We start from the raw sequence: 19,636 nt of genomic DNA on the forward strand, positions 1-19,636 counted from the left end.
CCCCGGGATCGTCGACTGCCAACTCGTGGGGAGGGTGGTCCGCCCGTTCACCACGGCCCGCCTCCCCCGCCCGGGCGCCCCCCCGCTCACGGGGCGCCGCCGGGTGGTGGCCCGGGGGCCGCGGATCTACGTGCAGGAGGCGCCGTGCGCCGAGTGGTGGGTGTTCGACCTCTCGGCGCTGTAGGGATCAGGCGGTCGCGGCGCGGATCCCCTTGCGGGCCAGCAGCCAGTAGGCGAGGCCCGCGACGATCATGCCGACCGGGAGCGCGAGGTCGACGCCGTCGAAGACGGAGGCGAGCGGTCCCGTGTAGAGGGTGTTGACGCAGAGCCCGGAGGTGACGGCGCCGAGGAGCAGCGCGGTGGCGCCGGACCAGTTGACGCCGCCGCGGAACCAGTAGGGGCCGCCGCGGGACTCGTCGCCGAGGGCCGCGCCGTCGTAGCGGTTGCGGCGCAGGACGATGTCGGTCGCATAGACGGCCACGCTGGGGCCGAGGAGGACGACGGTCAGCTGGAGGACGTTGCTGACCGTGTCGAGGAAGTTCGAGATCAGCAGGCCGTAGAGGGTGAGGGCGACGGCCGCGGTGCCGTCGAACAGGACGCTGACGGTGCGGCGGATGCGCAGGCCGACGGCCTGGAGGGCGAGGCCCGCGCTGTACGCGGTCAGGGCGTTGATCGAGATGGTGCCGAGCACGAGGGCCAGCAGGAAGAGCGGGGTGAACCAGCCGGGCAGGATCTTCGCCAGGCCGCTCTGCGGGTCGCTCATGTCGACGACGGTCGCGCCGAAGACGCCGAGGGAGCAGACGATCATGCTGGGCAGGAAGCCGCCGAGCGCGGTCCACCCGAGGACGGCCTTCTTCGACGTCGTGCGCGGCAGGTAGCGGGAGAAGTCGGCGCTGGTGGTGTACGAGAGCGGGCCGGAGGCGATGAGGGTGACGCCCGCGAGGGCGACGGCCCACAGGTCGACGCCGTGCAGCGGCTCGGCGGGCACGTACGCGTAGTCGGCGTGCCGGAACACGGCGACGGCGACCACGGCGAACGCGGCGCCGAGCACGAGGGTGATCGGGACGTAGAGCCGCATGATCACGGCGTGACCGTAGACGCTGATGGTCAGCGTGAGCGCCGCGATGACCACCACGACGATCGTCTTGACGGTGGTGGTCGCCGGGATGCCGGCCTTCTCGACGAGGGCGAAGGCGGCGACCGCGGCGGCGGACAGGTTCAGGGCGAAGTAGCAGACCGAGACGAGCCAGCCGGTGACCGCGTTGTTCACGCGGTTGCCGATCACGCCGAACAGCGCGCGGGTGATCACCTCGCTGGGGGCGCCCGCGGCGGGGCCCGGCACGGCGAGCAGACCGGTCAGGACCCAGAAGAGGTTGCCGACGAAGAGGACGGCGAGGGCCTGCCAGAGCGTGAGCCCCATGAGGATCAGCGCGCCGCCCATGACGAGGCTGAGGTAGTTCACGTTCGTGGCCGCCCAGACGGCGAACAGGTCGCGGGGGCGGCCGCGCCTTTCGGAGTCGGGGATCTGGTCGATACCGTGGGCCTCGATGCGTCCCGCGGGACGGTCCTGGGGCGGGGTGGTTGGTCGGTCCGTTTCCGGGGACTTCTTGGGGAGCGTCGACGCCATGGAGGGCCTCCGGTGTCCTGGTGCATGGCGGCCGCACGACCGCTTGCCTATTGGTCGCACACTCAATAGTGTGCCCGGCATGCCGTCAAGCGTTGAGCGCAAACGAATCCGAAAATCTCCGACCGAGCGACGTGCGGAAATCGTTGCGAAGGCCGCTGAGATTGCGCTTTCCGAAGGTCTGGAGAGCATCACGCTGCGTCGCATCGGCGAGGAGCTGGACGTGCGCCCCGGTCTGGTGAGCCACTACTTCCCCTCGGCGGAGGAGCTGGTCGCGGAGGCGTTCGGGGACGCGGCGAGCGGCGAGCTGGACGCGCTGATCCCTCCGGCCGCCCCGGACACGGACCCCACGGCGCGGCTCGCCGCGTTCTTCGCCCGCACCAGCGGGCCCGCGTGGAACGACATCAGCGCGCTGTGGGTCAACGCCCGGCACCTCAGCCGCTACCGGCCCGCGCTGAGCTCCCGCGTCGCCGAGCAGGAGGCGGCCTGGCGCGACCGGCTGTCCGGACTGCTCGCCGACGGGGTGGCGCACGGCGCGTTCCGTACCCCCGACCCGGTGGTGACCGCCCAGATGATCCTCGTCGTCCTGGACGGGCTCGGCGCGGACGCGGGGGCCGAGCACGACGTGCTGCCCCCGGCCGTGCGCCGCATGGCGATCACCCTGGCCGAGCACGAACTGGGCCTCGACAAGGGCGCGTTGGCCCCGTACTGACCCGAATTCCACCCCGCACGGCGCCGCAGGGGCGGCGCACCCGACCACGGATCCGGAGCACCGCACCATGCACCCGCAGCTCGTCCTCCTCTCCGCCCGGCTGCTCGACCCGGCCCGCGGCCACCTTCCGTACAGCGCGCTCGCCGTGCGCACCGACGGCACGATCAGCGCGCTCGGCGACGACCACGCGATCCGCTCGCTCGCCGGCCCCGGCACGACCGTGATCGACCTCAAGGGCGCGGTCGTCACCCCGGGCCTGGTCGACGGCCACTTCCACCCGGCCTCGGGCGCCGAACTGACCCGGGGCCTGGACCTGTCCCGCCGCACGGACCTCGACGCGGTGCGGGCGGCGCTCGACGAGGAGCGGCGGCGGCTCGCGCCCGGCGCCTGGCTGCACGCCTGGGGCCTGGACCCGAACGTGTTCGGCGACCGCCCGGTCACCGCCGACGCCCTCGCCCCCGTGCTGGACGGCGTGCCCGCGCTCCTCCAGCTCTTCGACGGGCACTCCCTGCTGGCGAGCGCGGAGGCCCTCGCACGCGCCGGGGTCGACGGCCCCCGCACCTTCGACCAGGCCGCCGAGGTGGTCTGCGACGCGGACGGCCGGCCCACCGGGCTGCTCCTGGAGGACGCGGCGTGCGAACTGGTGCTGCGGGTCGCGCCGCAGCCCAGCCGCGAGGAGAAGCGCGCGAGGCTCGCCGAGGTGCTCCGCGGCATGGCCGCATCCGGTCTGACCGGCGGACACTCGATGGAGTCGGAGCCGGAGGGCACCGCCCTGCTGGCCGAGCTCGACGCGGCCGGTGAACTGCCGCTGCGGCTGCGGCTCGCGCCGATCTGCCAGCCCGGCGCCGACGCCGGCACGATCCGCTCGATGATCGACGCCCAGGGCACGGGGGGCGGCCTGTGGCGCATCGCGGGCGTGAAGCTGTTCATGGACGGCACCGTGGACAACGGCACCGCGTGGCTGGAACACCCCGACTGCCACGGCGAGTCCACGCACGCGTTCTGGCCCGACCCGGCGGACTACACGCACGTCGTCACCGAACTGCACCGGGCGGGCGTGCCGACGGCGACCCACGCGATCGGCGACGCGGCCGTGCGTCATGTGCTCGACTCGGTCGCGAAGGCGCGCGCCGAGGCGCCGGGCGGCGTACGGCACCGGGTGGAGCACATCGAGACGGTCCCGGACGACACGGTGAGCCGCTTCGCCGAACTGGACGTCATCGCCTCCATGCAGCCCACGCACTGCTGCGACTTCACGCGCGCCGACCACACCGACAACTGGTCGCGCCGGCTCGGCGAGGAGCGGGCCGGGCGGGCCTGGCGCTGCCGGGACCTGTGGGACGCCGGGGCGCGCGTGGTGCTCGGCTCGGACTGGCCGATCGCCCCGTACCCGCCGCTCGGGGTCCTGGCCGGCGCCCGCCACCGCCGCCCCAGCCACGACCTGACCCAGCCCCCGCACGGCCCCGGCCAGGCGCTGACGGGGGCCGAGGCGCTGCGCGCGATGACGCTGAACGCGGCGTACGCGGCCGGGGAGGACCGGGTCACGGGCCGGATCGCGCCCGGTTTCCGCGGCGACCTGTCGGTGTTCGCGGCGGATCCGACCGCGGTCGACGCGCTGGAACTCCCGGACCTCCAGGTGCGGTTGACCGTGGTCGGGGGCCGCGTGACGTTCCGGGCCGCCGATCTGTGACGCCGGGGCGGGGGCCCGCCGTCAGTGGTGCGGCGGGTCGTAGCCCGGGATCGAGCCGTCGGCCTTCCTGACCAGGAACAGTCCGGCCATGCCCATGTCGGAGTGGCTCTGGACGTGGCAGTGGTACATCCAGGCGCCCGCGCCGACGCCCTCCCCGGCGATGAACTGGAAGCCGAAGGAGTCGGCCGGGCCGCAGATCTTGTTGTCGAGGACCTGCGTCGGGTCGTCGGGGCCGGTCAGCGCGCCGGTGCGGTTGTCCGCCCAGCGATGACCGTGCAGGTGGAACGTGTGGTAGTACTCGCCGTGCGTGATCATCACGATCTCGACCCGGTCGCCCACCGTCGCCTCGAAGGTGGGGGCTTCGTGGGCGGCCTTGTTGTTGATCGTCATGTCGTTGAAGACGATCGTGAAGGTCTTCCCGGGGTCGGGCAGGACGTCGCCCTTGCGGCGCACGATCACCGGCCCGTACAGGCCCTTGCGGATGCCGCCCGTGCCGTGGTCGGTGCCCACGACGTGGTCGTGGTAGTGCCAGTAGCCGGCCGTGCCCGCGCGCCAGGTGCCGTCCTTGCGGCGGCCCGGGGCGTGGGTGCGCCAGGTGTAGGTGCGGGTGCCGCCGGGCTCGACATGGCTGCGGTTCATGCGCGTGCCGTCGCTGGAGATCTCGTAGTCCATGCCGTGGACGTGCAGGCTCGCGTCGGTGTCCGTGAGGTTCTCGAATTCGATGTGCAGGGTGTCGCCCTCGTTGAGCTCGATCAGCGGGCCCGGGATCGACGCCTTGCCCTTCTCGAAGCCGTAGCCGAGCTGCCCGTCCGCGAGCTTCTCGGCGTACATCTTGATCCGCCGCACCTCGCCGCCCGCGGGCGCGGTGCGCGGCGGGGTGTCGGCGCCGGCCGCCGGTGACGCCGCGGCCGCGAGGGACAACGATGTCACCCCGGCCGTGGCGGCCACCGCGCCGCCGATCAGCATCCGGCGGCTGAGCGCGCGTCTGTCCTCCTCGGTGGCCCGGGGCTCCTGATGAGCCGTGCTGCGGTTCGGTTCGTCGCGTTCCGTCACGGACAACTCCCCACCCTCGTACGGGCTTTCACGTCGCGTGGGGCACCGTAGCCACCTGATCTTCGTTTATCCACACCCAGGACAAAGTTCGCGCCAGTGCGGTCATAGCTATTGGCGCGCCGCGAAAAGAGGTCTAGCTTTCACGGCGCTGTTGCTGTGTCCGATGGGGAGTGGGTGAGCACATGCGGCGGTTACCGCATCACAAGCCGTTGCCCGTACGAGAGTTCAGCGCCGGAAGAAGCAGACGCGGCCGGGTCTGGGCCGTCGGGATCGCCGGGACGGCGCTGGCCGCGGGACTGCTCAGCGGTCCCGCCGCCAGCGCCTACCCGGATCCCGGGAACGGGCGTATGACAACGATGTCCATACAGTCGCCGCCCGGCGGCTCCAACGTGCGGGTGCTGGTCTTCCACGGCTCCGCGGCCGGCGGCGACGAGTCGCCGACCGTCGACGCGGGCATCGCGGCGATCGAGAGGATCGGCCTGTCCGGGCCCACCGCCCAGCGGTTCAAGGTGGTGGCGAGCGACGACGCCTCGGTGTTCACGGACGCCGCCCGGCTGAGCCGCTTCAACGCGGTGGTCTTCCTGACCGGCGGCGGGGACGTCCTCGACCCCGACCAGGAGGCGGGCCTGGAGAGCTACATGGAGGCGGGCGGCGGCTTCGTCGGCATCCACGACGCGGCGCGCGCCGAGCCGTACTCCGACTGGTTCGGCGGGCTGATCGGGGCGCGCCCCGCGGCCTCCGCGCCGCCGGCCGTGCAGCGCGCGACCGTCGAGGTCGGCGACCGGCAGCATCCGGCGACGAAGGACCTGCCGGTGCAGTGGAAGCGCCCCGACCAGTGGCTGAACTGGGCGAAGAACCCGTCCGGCGACGTGCACACCGTGGCCCGGGTCCGCGAGTCCACGTACAAGCCGGGCGCGGGCGCGAACGGCGCCGACCATCCGGTGTCCTGGTGCCGTGACTACGACGGCGGACGCTCCTTCTACACCGGGATGGGCGGCACCGTCGCCTCGTACGACGAGGTGGACTTCCGCGACCACCTGCGCGGCGCGCTGCTGTGGACGTCGCGGATCGTGCGGGCCGACTGCAAGGCCGCGATCAACGGCAACTACAAGGCCGAGCGTCTGACCGCGCCGAACCAGCCGGGACAGAGCGACCAGATCGGCGAGCCGCACGGGCTCGTCACGGCCCCCGACGGGCGCGTCCTGTACATCGGGCGCGGTGGCGGGGACTCCTCGCAGCCGGTGGTCACGGACTGGAACGACCCGGACATCGGCAAGGGCAAGGGGCAGGTCCACGTCTACGACCCGAAGACCGAGAAGGTCACGCTCGCGGGCGAGTTGACCGTCTTCGGCAACAAGGGCGGCGGCGACGAGCTCATCAAGGTCGAGGAGGGCCTGCTCGGCATCGAGCTCGATCCGCGGTTCGAGGAGAACGGGTGGGTGTACCTGCACTACACCCCGCACTCGGGGCTCGACCGCGACAAGCAGATGGCGGAGCGGCGCGTCTCGCGCTTCACCCTCGACCCGGCCACGGACAAGCTCGACCTGAGCAGCGAGAAGGTGCTGCTCAAGTGGCCGGTGCAGGTGCACAGTTGCTGCCACGCGGGCGGCGGGATGGCCTGGGACTCGAAGGGCAATCTCTACATCGCGACGGGTGACAACAACTCCTCCGGCTTCAGCGGCGGTTACTCGGGCAACAACCCGGAGCCGAACTACAAGGGCGTCTCGTTCGCCGACGCGCGCCGCACCGCCGGCAACACCAACAACCTCAACGGCAAGATCCTGCGCATCCACCCGGAACCCGACGGCACGTACACGCTGCCCGAGGGGAACCTCTTCACCGGGAAGGAGACCGCGGAGGGCGGCGGCAAGACGCGGGGCGAGATCTATGTGATGGGCGTCAGGAACCCCGCGCGGATCTCGGTCGACAAGCAGACCGACACCCTGTACGCGGGCTGGGTCGGCCCGGACGCCGGTGAGCCGTCGACGACCTGGGGTCCGGCCAAGTACGACACGTTCGCCGTGATCACCAAGGCCTCCAACCGCGGCTGGCCGTACTGCATGGGCAACAAGCAGCCCTACCGCGACCGCAATCTGCCCGACCCGTCGAAGCCGCTGGGCTGGTACGACTGCGACCACCCGAAGAACGAGTCGCCGAACAACGACGGGCTCGTCAACCTGCCGCCGGTCACCGGGAACAACATCTGGTACTCCCCGCAGGGCGGCGCCCCCGACTATCCCCGCGACGCCGACGGCGTGCCCTCGTACAAGAAGGAGGAGGCGACCTATCTGCTGCCGTGGCTCAAGGGCGGCGGACAGGCCGCGATGGACGGGCCCGTGTACCGCTACGACGCCTCGGTGCCGAACGCGGACAAGTGGCCGAGCTACTGGGACGGCAAGTGGTTCATCGGTGACTTCTACGACTCCGACCAGCCGCGGCACGCGGTCCTGACCGATCCGGGGACGCACGGGGACGGCTCCGTGCCGGTGCACGCCGAGTCGCTGAAGAAGATCGTGCCGATCGGCAACGACGGCATCAAGAACCTCATGGACTGGAAGTTCGGCCCCGACGGCGCGCTGTACGTCCTCGACTACGGGCGTGGCTTCTTCACCTCCGACGGCAAGTCGGCGCTGTGGAAGGTCACGTACACGGGCGGCGCGGCGACCCCGGCGGCCGATCAGCTGGCCAGGAAGGGAGAGTGACGATGACGGACCGGCGCAGGCGAAGACTGTGGACGGCACTGCTCGCCGCCCTGCTGATGTGCCTCGGGCTCGTCGCCACGACGTCGACCGCGTACGGGCGTCCGGACGACACCCGGCAGGCCGCGGCCGAACAGGTGCTGACCTGGACCGCGGGCGACGACATCACCAAGTACGGGTCCGCGCCCACGACGGCGGTCGCGGGCAAGGCGACGATCGTGTTCGAGAACAGCGCGGCGACCGGCAACACGACGGGCATGCCGCACACGCTGACCTTCGACGTCTCGGACCCCGAGTACAACAACGACGTCCCGCTGAACATCCTGGCGAACCCGAACGACGACCAGGGCGGCAAGCACTCCGTCGAGGTCACGCTCTCCCCCGGGCGCTACCGCTACCACTGCACGATCCCGGGCCACAGCGGCATGCAGGGGATCCTCGTGGTGACGGACGGCGGGGGCGGTGAGGACACCACCGCGCCCGAGACCTCCGCGAAGGCCGAGGGGCAGACGAACGCGGACGGCGCGTTCGTCGGCTCCGCGTCGGTGACCGTGTCCGCGACCGACGCCGGGTCGGGCGTGGACCGGATCGAGTACGCCCTCGACGGCGGCGCGTACACGCCGTACACGGCGCCGGTCGTGGTGAACCAGGTCGGCGCGCACACGCTGAAGTACAAGGCGACCGACAAGGCGGGCAACGCGGCCGAGGAGAAGTCACTCGCCTTCACCGTGGTCGCGCCGCCGACGGACGACTCGACTCCGCCGGAGACGTCGGCGACGGTCGCCGGTGAGAAGGACGCGAGCGGCGCGTACGTCGGCATGGCCACCGTGACGGTCTCGGCGTCGGACACCGGCTCCGGGGTCAACACGGTGGAGTACGCGCTCGGCGCCGACGGCGCCTGGCAGCCGTACACCGCGCCCGTCATGGTCCACGAGCCGGGCGAGCACACGGTGCGCTACCGGGCGGCGGACAAGGCCGGCAACCAGGCGGCCGAGAAGTCCGTCACCTTCGAGGTCGTCGAGCCTCCGGCCGAGGACACGACGCCGCCGACGGTGTCGCTGTCGGTCGCCGGCGAGAAGAACTCCGACGGCGCGTACATCGGCGACGCGCAGCTGACGCTGACGGCCACGGACGACGACTCGGGCGTCGCCACGGTCGAGTACTCGCTGGACGGCGGCCCCTATCTCGCCTACACCCAGCCCGTGGTGGTGGACCGGGTCGGCGCCCACTCGGTGGCGTACCGGGCGAGCGACAAGGCGGGGAACGCGTCGCAGGCGCAGACCTTCGTCTTCGCGGTCGCCTCGGGCGGCGGGGTGCCGGCGCCGAACTGCCCGGAGTACGACGAGCGTTCCACGGTGTTCGTCGGCACGGTCGACACGGGTGTGCCGAACCGGGTCACCGAGAACCGCTGCCGGATCAACGAGTTGATCGAGGACGAGAAGGAGTGGACGTCGCAGGCCCTCTTCCTCAAGCACGTGAAGACGGTCACCGACGGGCTTCTGAAGCAGGGCGTCATCGACCAGCGCGAGTACAACCGGATCAACCGGGCGGCGAAGCAGTCCGGGATCGGCAAGCCGGGACAGACCGAGGGCTACCGCAAGATCCTCGACGGCACCGAGGAGTCCTTCGCGCGCTGGGAGCAGGTCGGCGGCGGGAAGTTCGCGCTCAACGCGGACGGCTCGATCACCAGCCGCACCGATGTCCAGGGCATGGGCATGCTGTGGTTCCCGGAGCGCAAGTACGGCGACTTCTCGCTGAAGCTCCAGTGGCGCGACGACGCCCCGGGCACCGGCAACGCCAACGGCGGGGTCTTCGTCCGCTTCCCGTGGGTGCACGACAACCCCGAGGAGACGCGCCCGGAGTGGGTCGCCATCAAGTACGGCCACGAGGTGCAGGTGCTCGACCGGCCGGACGGCGACATGTACAAGTCCGGTTCGATCTACGGCTTCGACCGGGTGGGGCTCGCGGGCGCGGGCGTCACCCCGAAGGGCACGTGGAACGACTACGAGATCAAGGTGGTGGACCAGCACTACTCGGTGTACCGCAACGGTGTGCTGATCAACGAGTTCGACAACACCGGCGGCCAGGTCTTCGAGCCGCCGCGCTCGGACGACCCGGGCACCGACGGCCGGCGCTACGCCTCCGGCTACCTCGGGCTCCAGGTGCACAGCACGACGGACGTCATCTCGTACCGCGACATCCGGATCAAGGAGCTGTGAGTCCCGTTCCGCGCGGGTGAGTCCGAGCCGGGTCAGTCCTCGTGTCTGGCCCGGCTCGGCTGTACGCGCTTGGGCTCGCCCGGCATCTTCGGGTACTCGGGCGGGTACGGCAGGTCGCCGAGGCCGCGGTCCTTCTCGTCCTTGTCGGCCAGTTCGAGGAGGGCCTCCAGGGAGTACCGCTCCTCGTCCATGCGGGCGTGCACGTCACCGACCTCGGCGTAGCGCTTGGGCATGGTCATGATGTCGAAGTCGCGGGGCAGCGCGTCGCCCACCTCGTCCCAGGTCAGCGGGGCGGAGACGGGGGCGTTGGGGCGGGCGCGGATCGAGTAGGCGGAGGCGATCGTGCGGTCGCGGGCCGTCTGGTTGAAGTCGACGAAGATCCGCTCGCCGCGCTCCTCCTTCCACCAGGCGGTGGTCACGTGGTCGGGCATCCGGCGCTCCAGCTCGCGGCCGCAGGCGATGGCGGCGCGGCGCACCTCGACGAAGGTCCAGCGCGGTTCGATGGGCACGAACACGTGCAGGCCGCGGCCGCCGGAGGTCTTGGGCCAGCCGCGCAGTCCGCCGAAGTCGTGGAGCACGGCGCGCAGTTCGCGGGCGGCGTGCACGGCGTCGCCGTACTCGGTGCCGGGCTGCGGGTCGAGGTCGATGCGCAGTTCGTCGGGGTGGTCGGGGTGGTCGCGGCGCACGGGCCAGGGGTGGAACGTGAGCGTGCCGAACTGGGCGGCCCACAGGGCGGCGGCCGGTTCGGTGGGGCACATCTCGTCGGCCGTGCGGCCGGAGGGGAAGGTGATGGTGGCGGTGGGGATCCAGTCGGGCATGTTCTTGGGGGCGCGCTTCTGGTAGAAGTGCTCGCCGGTCAGGCCCTCGGGGTAGCGCTCCAGGGTGGTGGGGCGGTCGCGCAGGGCGCGCAGGATGCCGTCGCCGACGGCGAGGAAGTAGTTGGCGACGTCCAGCTTGGTGTAGCCCGTCGCTCCCCCGTCGGGAAAGTAGATCTTGTCGGGGCTGGACAGACGCACCGTCCGTCCGCCCGCCTCCAGCTCGACCGCCGCACCCTTGCTGCCCATGCGCCCACGCTAGGCCCAACGGACGAACCCCGCACACCGGGCGTCTTCCGCCCGTACGGGACAGAATCGGGGCATGGATCTTCCCGTCATGCCGCCGGTCCGCCCGATGCTCGCGAAGTCCGCCGCGCGGATCCCGGCGGGGATGCACTACGAGGCGAAGTGGGACGGCTTCCGCGCGATCGTGTTCCGCGACGGTCCCGAGATCGAGGTCACCAGCCGCACCACCAAGTCGCTGACCAGATACTTTCCCGAGCTGGTGGCGGCGCTCGGGGAGCGGCTGCCCGAGCGGTGCGTGCTCGACGGGGAGATCGTCATCGCGCGGGACGGGAGGCTCGACTTCGACGCGCTGACCGAGCGGATCCACCCGGCCGAGTCCCGGGTGCGGACGCTCGCGGAGCGCACACCGGCGTCATTCGTGGCCTTCGACGTGCTCGCGCTCGGCGACGAGTCCCTGGTGGACGCGCCGCTGAGCGAGCGCCGGGCACGCCTGGAGGAGGCGCTCGCGGGGGCCGACGCGCCGGTGCATCTCGCGCCGGCGACGACGGACGCGGAGCTGGCCCAGCGCTGGTTCGAGCAGTACGAGGGCGCGGGCCTGGACGGGGTCGTGGCGAAGCCGCTGGATCTGCGGTACCGGCAGGACGAGCGGCTGATGATCAAGGTCAAGCACGAGCGGACGGCGGACTGCGTGGTCGCCGGGTACCGCTTCCACAAGAGCGGCCCGGTCGTCGGCTCGCTGCTGCTCGGCCTGTACGACGACGCGGGCACGCTGCAGCACGTCGGGGTGTGCGCGGCGTTCACGATGAAGCGCCGCACCGAGCTGATCGCGGAGCTGGAGCCGCTGCGGATGGACGCCGCGGACGGGCATCCGTGGGCGGCGTGGGCCGACGCGGCCGCGCAGGAGAAGTCCCGGATGCCGGGGGCGACCAGCCGCTGGACCGGCAAGAAGGACCTGTCGTGGGTGCCGCTGCGCCCCGAGCGGGTGGCCGAGGTGGCGTACGAGCACATGGAGAACGGGGCCCGCTTCCGGCACACGGCACGCTTCCGGCGCTGGCGCCCGGACCGCACCCCGGAGAGCTGCACGTACGCGCAACTGGACGAGCCGATGTCCTTCGACCTGGCGGACGTGCTGCGCTGAGCCCGGCGTGGTCCAGTCCCGGTTTTCGGCCAACCGCGGGCTCCTGTCACGCACGGGTCTTCCGGGTCCCGGGTGACGCCCCTATGCTCCTGCGCCCGTCGAGGCTTACCGCCGGTAAGCCCGGGGCGACGAGGGGGACGCGGGCATGGCGGCGACACGGCGCGGGTTCATGGCGGGGACGGGGGCGGCGGCCGCGGGGCTCGCGCTCTCGGGGGCGGCGGCTCCGGCGACGGCGGCGGACGCCGAGGGCGAGCCGGGCGGTTCGGTGGCGGTGCTCGGCGGCGGGGTCGCGGGGCTGACCGCCGCGCACGAGCTGGCCGAGCGCGGGTTCGCGGTGACGGTGTACGAGCGCCGGGCGCTGGGCGGCAAGGCCCGCAGCATGGACGTGCCGGACAGTGCGAGGGGGGCGCGCAGACCGCTGCCGGGCGAGCACGGCTTCCGGTTCATCCCCGGCATCTACCACAACCTGCCGGACACGATGCGCCGCATCCCGGTCCCCGGCAACGCGAACGGCGTCTGGGACAACCTCGTCGCCCCGCCCGAGATGATGTTCGCCCGCACCGGCCGCGAGGACATCCGGCTGCCGCTGCCCTGGCCCGGACACCAGCCGGCCCAGCTGGACCTGGACGACGTCCGGCGCGCGCTGACCGCGGTGCTCGACACCGCCGTGAACCTGCCGCTGACCGAGACCGCGTACTTCGTGAACCGCATCCTCGTCTTCCTCACCAGCTGCGACGAGCGCCGCGACGACCAGTGGGAGCGCACGCCGTGGTGGAACTTCACCCGCGCCGGCCAGATGTCGAAGGACTACCAGCGCATCCTCGCAGTCGGCGTGACCCGGAACATCGTGGCGACCAAGGCCGAGGAGGCGAGCACCCGCACGGTGGCCACGCTCCTGGAGGCGTTCGCGTTCAACGCCCTGGGCCGGGGCGCGGACGGCCCCCTCGACCGGATCCTCGACGCCCCCACGAACGAGGCGTGGATCGACCCCTGGGAGAAGCACCTGCGCTCGCTCGGCGTCGAGTTCCGCATCGGCTGGACCGTACGCGAACTCTCCTACGGGGACGGCCGGATCACCAAGGCGGTCGTCGAGGACCCGGACGGCGTACGGCGTGACGTGACCGCCGACCACTACGTGCAGGCCATGCCCGTGGAGCACGCGCGGGCCACCTGGGGTGCGCGACTCAAGGCGGCCGACCCCCAGTTGGCGGCGTGCGACCTGCTGGAGACGGACTGGATGACCGGCATCCAGTTCTATCTGACCGAACGGCCCGACCTGCTCGACGGGCACCTCAACTGCATCGACTCGCCCTGGTCGTTGACGGCGATCGCGCAGGCCCGGCACTGGCCGGACCGCGACTTCCCGGCCGAGTACGGGGACGGGGTCGCCGTCGACTGCCTGTCCGTGGACATCTCGGAATGGGACCGGCCGGGGATCCTGTACGGGAAGACCGCCAAGCAGTGCACCCGCGAGGAGGTCGCCAAGGAGGTGTGGGCGCAGCTCAAGGCCGCGCTGAACGACACGGGCCGCGCCCCGCTGAAGGACAGCACCCTGCACACCTGGTTCCTCGACCCGGGCGTCGACGGCCTCGGCACCCCGAACCCCACCAACGTGGACCAGCTCCTCATCCACCCCACCGGCACCTTCCACCACCGCCCGTCGGCCCGCACCGCGATCCCGAACCTGTACCTCGCGGGCGACTACGTGGCCGTTCCCATCGATCTCGCGACGATGGAGGGCGCCAACACGTCCGCGCGGCTCGCCGTGAACGCGCTCCTCGACCGGACCGGCTCGGCCGCCGCCCGCTGCACGGTCCGGGCCCTGCACCGCGAGCCGGCGCTCGAACTCCTCAAGCGGCACGACCGCACCCGCTACCGGCTGGGCCTGCGCAACGCCCTCGACCTGGGATGACGGACCCCTCCGGCGGGTATGAGCCGGGCGTGGACGCAAGTCGCAGACGCGCCGCCCTCGTGGCGGGACTGCTCGCGGCGCTGCTCGCGGCCTGTACCCCCGGCGGGACACCGCCCGACGGGGGCGACTCGTCGGGGCCGACGCAGGGCGGCGCCTCCGTGCTCGCAGTCAAGATCGACAACGTGGGGGCGGCACGGCCGCAGACCGGGCTCGACCGCGCGGACGTGGTGTACGCGGAGCGCGTCGAGGGCGGGCTGAGCCGGCTCATGGCGGTGTACGGGACGCGGGTGCCCGGGGTCGTGGGGCCGGTGCGCAGCGCCCGCGAGACCGATCTCGAACTGCTGGGGCAGTTCTCGCGGCCCACGCTCGCCTTCTCGGGGGCGCAGCGCGCGCTGCTGCCGGCCGTCGCGGCGGCGCCGCTGAAAGCGGTGACGCCTGACTCGGCGCCCGGCGGGGCGTTCTATCGCGGCGCGGACCGGCCGGCGCCGCACAATCTCTATCTCCGCCCGGGAAAACTCGACCGCGCGGTGTCGGGCACGAACGCGGGCACGCTCGCCGGGTTCACGTACGCGGCCCGGGTCCCCGAGGGCGGGCGCCCCACGTCCCAGCGCACGGTGAGCTTCCCCGCGGCCCGCTTCGACTTCACGTGGTCGGGGCCGCAGCATCGCTGGCTCGTCTCGATGGACGGCCGCCCGGCGACCACGGCATCCGGCACCCGTCTCACGGCGGCGACGGTCGTCGTCCAGTACGTGGACATCCACGACTCCCGCCTCCACGACAAGCTGGGCAACGCCTCCCCCGTGTCCCGCACGGTGGGCTCCGGCAGGGCGGAGATCCTCCGCGACGCCCGCGCCTACCCGTCCCACTGGACCCGCCCGACCTCCACCTCCCCCACCCACTTCACACCCCCGACGAACACGGCCCCTCTCCCCTTCGCGCCGGGCCCGACATGGATTCTCCTCGCACAGGCGCCGGATACGGGCGGGGGCAGCGGCTGATTCGACACCGCGGGTGGGCGAGCCTGTTTCGGCACCGGTACGGATTCGCTCCGCGAAGGCCCGGGGCCCGTACGAGGTCGGAGACTTTGTCGCCGGACGCGACCAGCCGCCCCTGGGGCGCACGGAGTGCGCTTTCAGGGGCGCGGGGAACTGCGCGAGCAACCACGACGCCGCGACACCCGGCGACGATGCTCGACCCCTACGGCGGCGGCGTTGTAGCGGAGGCCTGAAGAAACCCGCGCCCGGGGAAACCAGGGTGCTGCCCAAGGCTGGGCATCCGGACACGCACCCCAGCGCCGCGGTGTCGCCCGAGGCCGGGTGCCGGGCCGACGCCCCCGGTGGGACGGGGGCTGGGGCCAAGGGCCCTCGGCACAACGCCGGGCGACCGTGGCCCGGACACGTGGCGCGGCGGACAGCGGCCCGCGACAGGGCACCGGCGAACGTGCCCCGAACCCCGGCGCGGGCCGCCGTGGCCCCGTACAGCAGGGCGCGGGCCCCACGACCGCTCCGGGTTCCGGCGGAGCCGCTGCCGCTACCTCAGACCCCGCCCCGTCTCCAACACCTCCCGCGCCCGGGCCGCGAGGCCGTCCGCCCCGCAGGAACGGGCCAGGGTCAGCCCCCGGTTGAGCTCGGACAGGGAGCGGGCGGCGATGCCGTACTCGACGCGGGCCAGGGCGTGCTCGTAGGCGCAGGGCGACGCCTCCAGGTACGTCACGGCCTTCGCGTAGAGGTTGAGCTGGGCCTGCCCCGTCTCCAGCGCGGCGGCACACCGCAAGGCCTCACCGATCGCGGTGTCCGTACCGAAGCGCTCGGCCTGGACCCGGGCCTCCCCGGCGAGTTCGGCGGCCCGGCGCGGATCGGTGAGCGCCAGCGCACGCGCAAGGTCGCAGGCCCAGGGTGCCATGATCGTGTTGTGCCCGCCGCGGGCGATGGAGGCCTTCGCGGCGGCCTCCAGTTCGCTGATCCCCGCGTCGATGTCACCGGTCGCGAGGAGCAGCCGCCCCCGCACGGAGTGGGCGTCGGGCAGCACGAGCGTGGACGGGTACGGCGGCCCGAAGGAGTACCGCTCCGCGATCTCCAGCGCCTCGTCGGCCTTGCCGCGGGCCAGCAGCGTGTCGATGAGGATGCACGCCGCGTCCCAGTGCATGGGCAGCCCCGTACCGACCCGGTCGGCAAGCCGCAGCGACTCCCGCAGGAACGCCTCGGCCTCGGTGAGCCGCCCGCGCCTGCGGTGCACGAAGCCGACGAAGGCCTGCGCGAGGGCGAGGTGGCCGCCGCTCCAGCCGGCCGTCTCGTACGCGCGGACGGCCTCGGTGAACAGGCTCTCGGCGCGGTCGAGCCGGTCGGACATGACATAGGAGTTGCCGAGCATGATGAGGACTTCGAAGCCCCATTCGGGGTCGGTCCAGCCGAGGCCCGGGGCGAGCCGCCCGTTGACGAGGGCGCGGTCGCAGCGTTCGACGACCTCTTCCGCGTTCTCCCCGCGGGTCATCGCGTCGAAGGCGCGCAGGATGAGCAGTACGCGCTCCGGGTTGGCGCGGCCGGGCAGCCGGTCGGCGAGCGCGGCGAGGTTGCGGGAGCGGCCCGGGGAGTCCTCCTCGCCCGCGTGGATGCCTTCCCACATGAAGTGGACGGCTTGCAGGCGCAGGCGTGCCGGGCCCGGTTCGAGCAGTTCGGCCTCGTCGTCGATGAGCCGGAGGGCGTCCTCCAACTGGTCGTTGTGGACCAGCGCCTGGGACAGCCGGCACACCGCGTCGACCCGTCGGTCGCCGACGAGGCCGGGGGTGGTGTCGAGGGCCGCCTCCAGGTGCCTGACGGTCGTCGCGGGCGAGGTCAGCAGGGTCGCGCAGCCCAGTTCGTAGAGCACCTCCGGGCGGATCTCGGGCAGCGGCGGCTCCTCCAGGGCGCGCTCGAGGCAGCGGCGGGCCGCGTCGGGCGCGCCGACGGCGAGGTGCTCGCGGGCGGCGGCGCGCATCTGCTCGACGAGCTCGGGGTCGTCGTCGGGGTGGACTTCGAGGAGGTGCCGGGAGGCGGCGGCGGGGCCGTGTCCGGAGGCGGTGACGGCCCACGCGGCCTGGCCGTGCATGGCGGTGCGGGTCGCCGGCGGGATCGCGTCGTACACGGCGGAGGCGATCAGCGGGTGGACGAACTCCAGGGTGCCGACGTCCCCGTAGGTGGCGTCGGTGAGGATGCGGGCGGCGAGGAGCCGCTCGGCGCAGCGGCCGGCCTGCTCGGGGTTCATGCCGGCGAGGAGCGCGGCGAGTCCGGGCTCGATGCGGGTGCCGAGGATGGCGGCGGCCCAGGCGAAGCGGGTGGCGTCGACGCCGAGTCCTTCGAGCCGGTCGACGAGGCCGCGGCCGCGCGCCGCCTTGTTCAGCGCGCGCAGTTCGGCGGCGGAGCCCTCTTCGGGGGCGAGGTCGCTGTCCTGCACCTTGGCGAGCAGCTCGACCGTCTCGTACGGGTTGCCCCCGGTGACGGCCCAGACCTCGCGGCAGAACGGGTCGTCGGCGTGGTCGCCGAGCGTGGCGCGGGTGAGGCCCGCGGTGGCGTCGGGGGTGAGGGCGCGCAGGCTGGTGGCGCCGGGCCGGGCGGCGTCGCCGACGGCGTCGAGGCAGGCGGCGGCCTGGGCGTCCTCGGGGTCGCGCTGGGCGACGACGACGAGGACGGGCAGGTCGTCGAGGCGCTCGGCGAACGCGGCGAGCCATTCCAGGGTCTCGAGGTCGGCCCAGTGGGCGTCGTCGACGAGCAGCACCAGCGGCCAGTGGAGGCGGGCGAGCCGGGAGCTCGCCGCGACGAGACCGTCCCGCACACCCTGGGGGTCCGCCTGACGTCCCGTCGGCTCGGCTATCCCGAGCGCGGGTCCGGCGATGTCGTACCAGTCGCCGAAGTACTCGCGGGCCTCTTCCTCGGTGAGGGCGAGCAGCGCGGGCTGCAGCAGCTGGCGCACGACGTTGAACGGGACGGAGGTGACCGTCTCGCCGCCGCGTGCGGACCAGACGGTGGCGCGGCCCGCGGCCATCGCCTCGACCCGGGCGAGCAGGGCGGTCTTCCCGATGCCCGCCTCTCCCTTGTAGACGACGAGGCTGCCGGACGAGGCGGAGTCGCCGCACAGGTCGTCAAGTGCCCTCGCGGCTACGTCGAGTTCGGATTCCCGCTCCCACAGCGGCGGGCCAGAGGAGGCGGCGTCGGCGTGCCGTCCCTGAGTCATCCCGCACCCTCCCGGTGTCGTGCGCGTCGGTCGATCGGCGTACTGCTGTCGAGACTAGTGCGCCCCGGCCTGCTGTGGAGGGGGGTCTTCGCAGCCCGTGGCGAACACGCGTGCCGATCGGTAACGATCCCGATCGCAATGCGGACCCTCTCATCACGTTTTCAGGCACGCCTCATACTGTTTCGTCCATGACCTCGCAGACTCCCGCAGGCTGGTACCCCGATCCCGGCCAGGTCCAGGGCGGCCCGCGCACCGAACGCTGGTGGGACGGCGGCCGCTGGACGGACCAGACGCGACCGGCCACGACCGCGCCGCCGCTCCCGCCGCAGCCGGCCGGGCAGGCGCCCGCACAGCCGGCGCAGCCCGCGTACCTGGCGCAGCAGCCGACGGCTCCGGGGACGCTTCCGGCGTACGGTCACCATCCGGGATATCCGGGGCAGTTGCCGCCGAAGCCGCGCAGTTCGGCACGCGTGGTGATCGCGGCGGTCGTGGCGGTGGTGGTGCTCGCGGGCATCGGCGGCGGCGTGTACGCGCTGACGGCGGGCGACGACGGTTCGGACAGCGTGGCGCAGTCGAAGGAGTCGCCGGAGCCGGAGCCGCCGGGCACCGACGGCGGCGGCAGCGGAGGCGGAGGCGGGACGTCGCCCTCGCCGGACGACGGACAGCAGAGCCCGCGGGCGCCGCTCGACAAGGGCTTCGCCACCGATGTCGCGAACGGGGTCGCACTGCCGGTGCTCGAGGGCTGGACCGGCGCCGACGGGGCGGGCATAGCCGGCGTGTCGACGGGCCCGTACCCGTGCCCGGACGACACCTCGAAGAAGTGCGTACGGGGCGGGGCGTCGACCTCGTCGGCGAAGGATCTGAAGCTGGACGCGAAGACGGCGGAGGCGGCGGCGAAGGAGGACATCCTCAAGAACGCGCAGGCCTCCTACGGCGGCAAGACGTACGGCGGTCTGCTGAACCACGACGAGCTGCTGTCGGAGAAGGTCACGGTCGCCGGGCAGCAGGGGTACCGGGTCCGCTGGAACGTGGACACCAAGTCGTCGCTGGACGCGTGGGTGGAGTCGGTCGCGTTCCCGTCGCCGTACGACCCGAAGAAGCTCGTCGTGGTGCGGATCGGGGTCGACATCCCGAAGACCGCGAAGGAGAAGGCCGAGGGGCCGGACGACACCGCGATCGACAAGATCGCGAAGGGCATCAAGGAGGCCCGGGTCACGAGCGGTGACTCGGGCGGCGCCGGCAAGGACGTCTGACCCGCGGCGGCCGGCCGGTGAACGGCCGGCGCACTGGGGCCGGGCGGGCTCCCCTCCGCTCAGTGGAGG

The 19,636-nt window shown here is 72.6% G+C and carries 12 protein-coding genes and 1 pseudogene; 9 read left to right on the forward strand and 4 right to left on the reverse strand.

Annotated elements, in window-relative coordinates; genetic code table 11:
• Positions 1–184, forward strand: a pseudogene (locus tag ACFW9D_RS21475) (hypothetical protein); the annotation flags it as partial.
• Between the two features lie 3 nt (positions 185–187).
• Here the strand turns inward: ACFW9D_RS21475 and ACFW9D_RS21480 are convergent.
• Positions 188–1,627: a purine-cytosine permease family protein gene (locus tag ACFW9D_RS21480; RefSeq protein WP_384623894.1), complete on the reverse strand. Its 1,440-nt coding sequence runs from the start codon at positions 1,625–1,627 to the stop codon at positions 188–190.
• Positions 1,628–1,706: 79 nt separating this feature from the next.
• Here ACFW9D_RS21480 and ACFW9D_RS21485 point away from each other — a divergent pair, with 79 nt between their 5' ends.
• Positions 1,707–2,336 (forward strand): TetR/AcrR family transcriptional regulator, encoded by a 630-nt coding sequence (locus ACFW9D_RS21485; RefSeq protein WP_384623896.1) that lies wholly within the window; start codon positions 1,707–1,709, stop codon positions 2,334–2,336.
• Between the two features lie 67 nt (positions 2,337–2,403).
• Positions 2,404–4,026 (forward strand): amidohydrolase, encoded by a 1,623-nt coding sequence (locus ACFW9D_RS21490; protein WP_384623898.1) that lies wholly within the window; start codon positions 2,404–2,406, stop codon positions 4,024–4,026.
• A 21-nt stretch (positions 4,027–4,047) separates the two neighbouring features.
• On the opposite strand, the gene ACFW9D_RS21495 is transcribed toward ACFW9D_RS21490, so the two are convergent.
• Complete coding sequence (locus ACFW9D_RS21495; protein WP_384623912.1) at positions 4,048–4,992, reverse strand: multicopper oxidase domain-containing protein; 945 nt, start codon at positions 4,990–4,992, stop codon at positions 4,048–4,050.
• 269 nt (positions 4,993–5,261) lie between these two features.
• Here ACFW9D_RS21495 and ACFW9D_RS21500 point away from each other — a divergent pair, with 269 nt between their 5' ends.
• Positions 5,262–7,781 carry a ThuA domain-containing protein gene (locus ACFW9D_RS21500; protein WP_384623900.1) on the forward strand — a complete coding sequence of 840 codons (2,520 nt, stop codon included), beginning with the start codon at positions 5,262–5,264 and terminating at the stop codon, positions 7,779–7,781.
• Positions 7,782–7,783: 2 nt separating this feature from the next.
• Entirely contained in the window at positions 7,784–9,997 is a 2,214-nt protein-coding gene (locus ACFW9D_RS21505) for an OmpL47-type beta-barrel domain-containing protein (RefSeq protein WP_384623914.1), read from the forward strand.
• 32 nt (positions 9,998–10,029) lie between these two features.
• Here ACFW9D_RS21505 and ligD read toward each other — a convergent pair whose 3' ends face one another.
• A complete protein-coding gene (gene ligD / locus ACFW9D_RS21510; protein ID WP_384623902.1) occupies positions 10,030–11,061 on the reverse strand; it encodes a non-homologous end-joining DNA ligase in 1,032 nt (343 codons plus the stop codon).
• Positions 11,062–11,134: 73 nt separating this feature from the next.
• On the opposite strand from ligD, the gene ACFW9D_RS21515 reads away from it, so the two are divergent.
• From ACFW9D_RS21515 to ACFW9D_RS21525, 3 genes are all read left to right on the forward strand, one after another.
• Entirely contained in the window at positions 11,135–12,196 is a 1,062-nt protein-coding gene (locus ACFW9D_RS21515; RefSeq protein ID WP_188335902.1) for an ATP-dependent DNA ligase, read from the forward strand.
• A gap of 145 nt (positions 12,197–12,341) precedes the next feature.
• A complete protein-coding gene (locus tag ACFW9D_RS21520) occupies positions 12,342–14,108 on the forward strand; it encodes an FAD-dependent oxidoreductase (protein WP_384623904.1) in 1,767 nt (588 codons plus the stop codon).
• A 29-nt stretch (positions 14,109–14,137) separates the two neighbouring features.
• Positions 14,138–15,106 carry a DUF3048 domain-containing protein gene (locus tag ACFW9D_RS21525; RefSeq protein WP_384623906.1) on the forward strand — a complete coding sequence of 323 codons (969 nt, stop codon included), beginning with the start codon at positions 14,138–14,140 and terminating at the stop codon, positions 15,104–15,106.
• A 532-nt stretch (positions 15,107–15,638) separates the two neighbouring features.
• On the opposite strand, the gene ACFW9D_RS21530 is transcribed toward ACFW9D_RS21525, so the two are convergent.
• Positions 15,639–18,314 carry an ATP-binding protein gene (locus ACFW9D_RS21530; RefSeq protein ID WP_384623907.1) on the reverse strand — a complete coding sequence of 892 codons (2,676 nt, stop codon included), beginning with the start codon at positions 18,312–18,314 and terminating at the stop codon, positions 15,639–15,641.
• A gap of 188 nt (positions 18,315–18,502) precedes the next feature.
• Between ACFW9D_RS21530 and ACFW9D_RS21535 the strand changes: the two genes are divergently transcribed.
• On the forward strand, positions 18,503–19,567 hold the full coding sequence (locus tag ACFW9D_RS21535; protein WP_384623908.1) for a DUF2510 domain-containing protein: 1,065 nt from the start codon (positions 18,503–18,505) through the stop codon (positions 19,565–19,567).
• Positions 19,568–19,636: the final 69 nt, after the last annotated feature.

Source organism: Streptomyces sp. NPDC059524 (assembly GCF_042749255.1).
Taxonomy (GTDB): domain Bacteria; phylum Actinomycetota; class Actinomycetes; order Streptomycetales; family Streptomycetaceae; genus Streptomyces; species Streptomyces xanthii.

What these genes read in the sequence shown, in the direction of transcription:
- ACFW9D_RS21530 (WP_384623907.1), bottom strand. Translation starts at nt 18,314, where the DNA reads ATGACTCAGGGACGGCACGCCGACGCCGCCTCCTCTGGCCCGCCGCTG.
- ACFW9D_RS21480 (WP_384623894.1), bottom strand. Translation starts at nt 1,627, where the DNA reads ATGGCGTCGACGCTCCCCAAGAAGTCCCCGGAAACGGACCGACCAACC.
- ACFW9D_RS21535 (WP_384623908.1), top strand. Translation starts at nt 18,503, where the DNA reads ATGACCTCGCAGACTCCCGCAGGCTGGTACCCCGATCCCGGCCAGGTC.
- ACFW9D_RS21495 (WP_384623912.1), bottom strand. Translation starts at nt 4,992, where the DNA reads ATGCTGATCGGCGGCGCGGTGGCCGCCACGGCCGGGGTGACATCGTTG.
- ligD (WP_384623902.1), bottom strand. Translation starts at nt 11,061, where the DNA reads ATGGGCAGCAAGGGTGCGGCGGTCGAGCTGGAGGCGGGCGGACGGACG.
- ACFW9D_RS21490 (WP_384623898.1), top strand. Translation starts at nt 2,404, where the DNA reads ATGCACCCGCAGCTCGTCCTCCTCTCCGCCCGGCTGCTCGACCCGGCC.
- ACFW9D_RS21520 (WP_384623904.1), top strand. Translation starts at nt 12,342, where the DNA reads ATGGCGGCGACACGGCGCGGGTTCATGGCGGGGACGGGGGCGGCGGCC.
- ACFW9D_RS21500 (WP_384623900.1), top strand. Translation starts at nt 5,262, where the DNA reads ATGCGGCGGTTACCGCATCACAAGCCGTTGCCCGTACGAGAGTTCAGC.
- ACFW9D_RS21485 (WP_384623896.1), top strand. Translation starts at nt 1,707, where the DNA reads ATGCCGTCAAGCGTTGAGCGCAAACGAATCCGAAAATCTCCGACCGAG.
- ACFW9D_RS21505 (WP_384623914.1), top strand. Translation starts at nt 7,784, where the DNA reads ATGACGGACCGGCGCAGGCGAAGACTGTGGACGGCACTGCTCGCCGCC.
- ACFW9D_RS21515 (WP_188335902.1), top strand. Translation starts at nt 11,135, where the DNA reads ATGGATCTTCCCGTCATGCCGCCGGTCCGCCCGATGCTCGCGAAGTCC.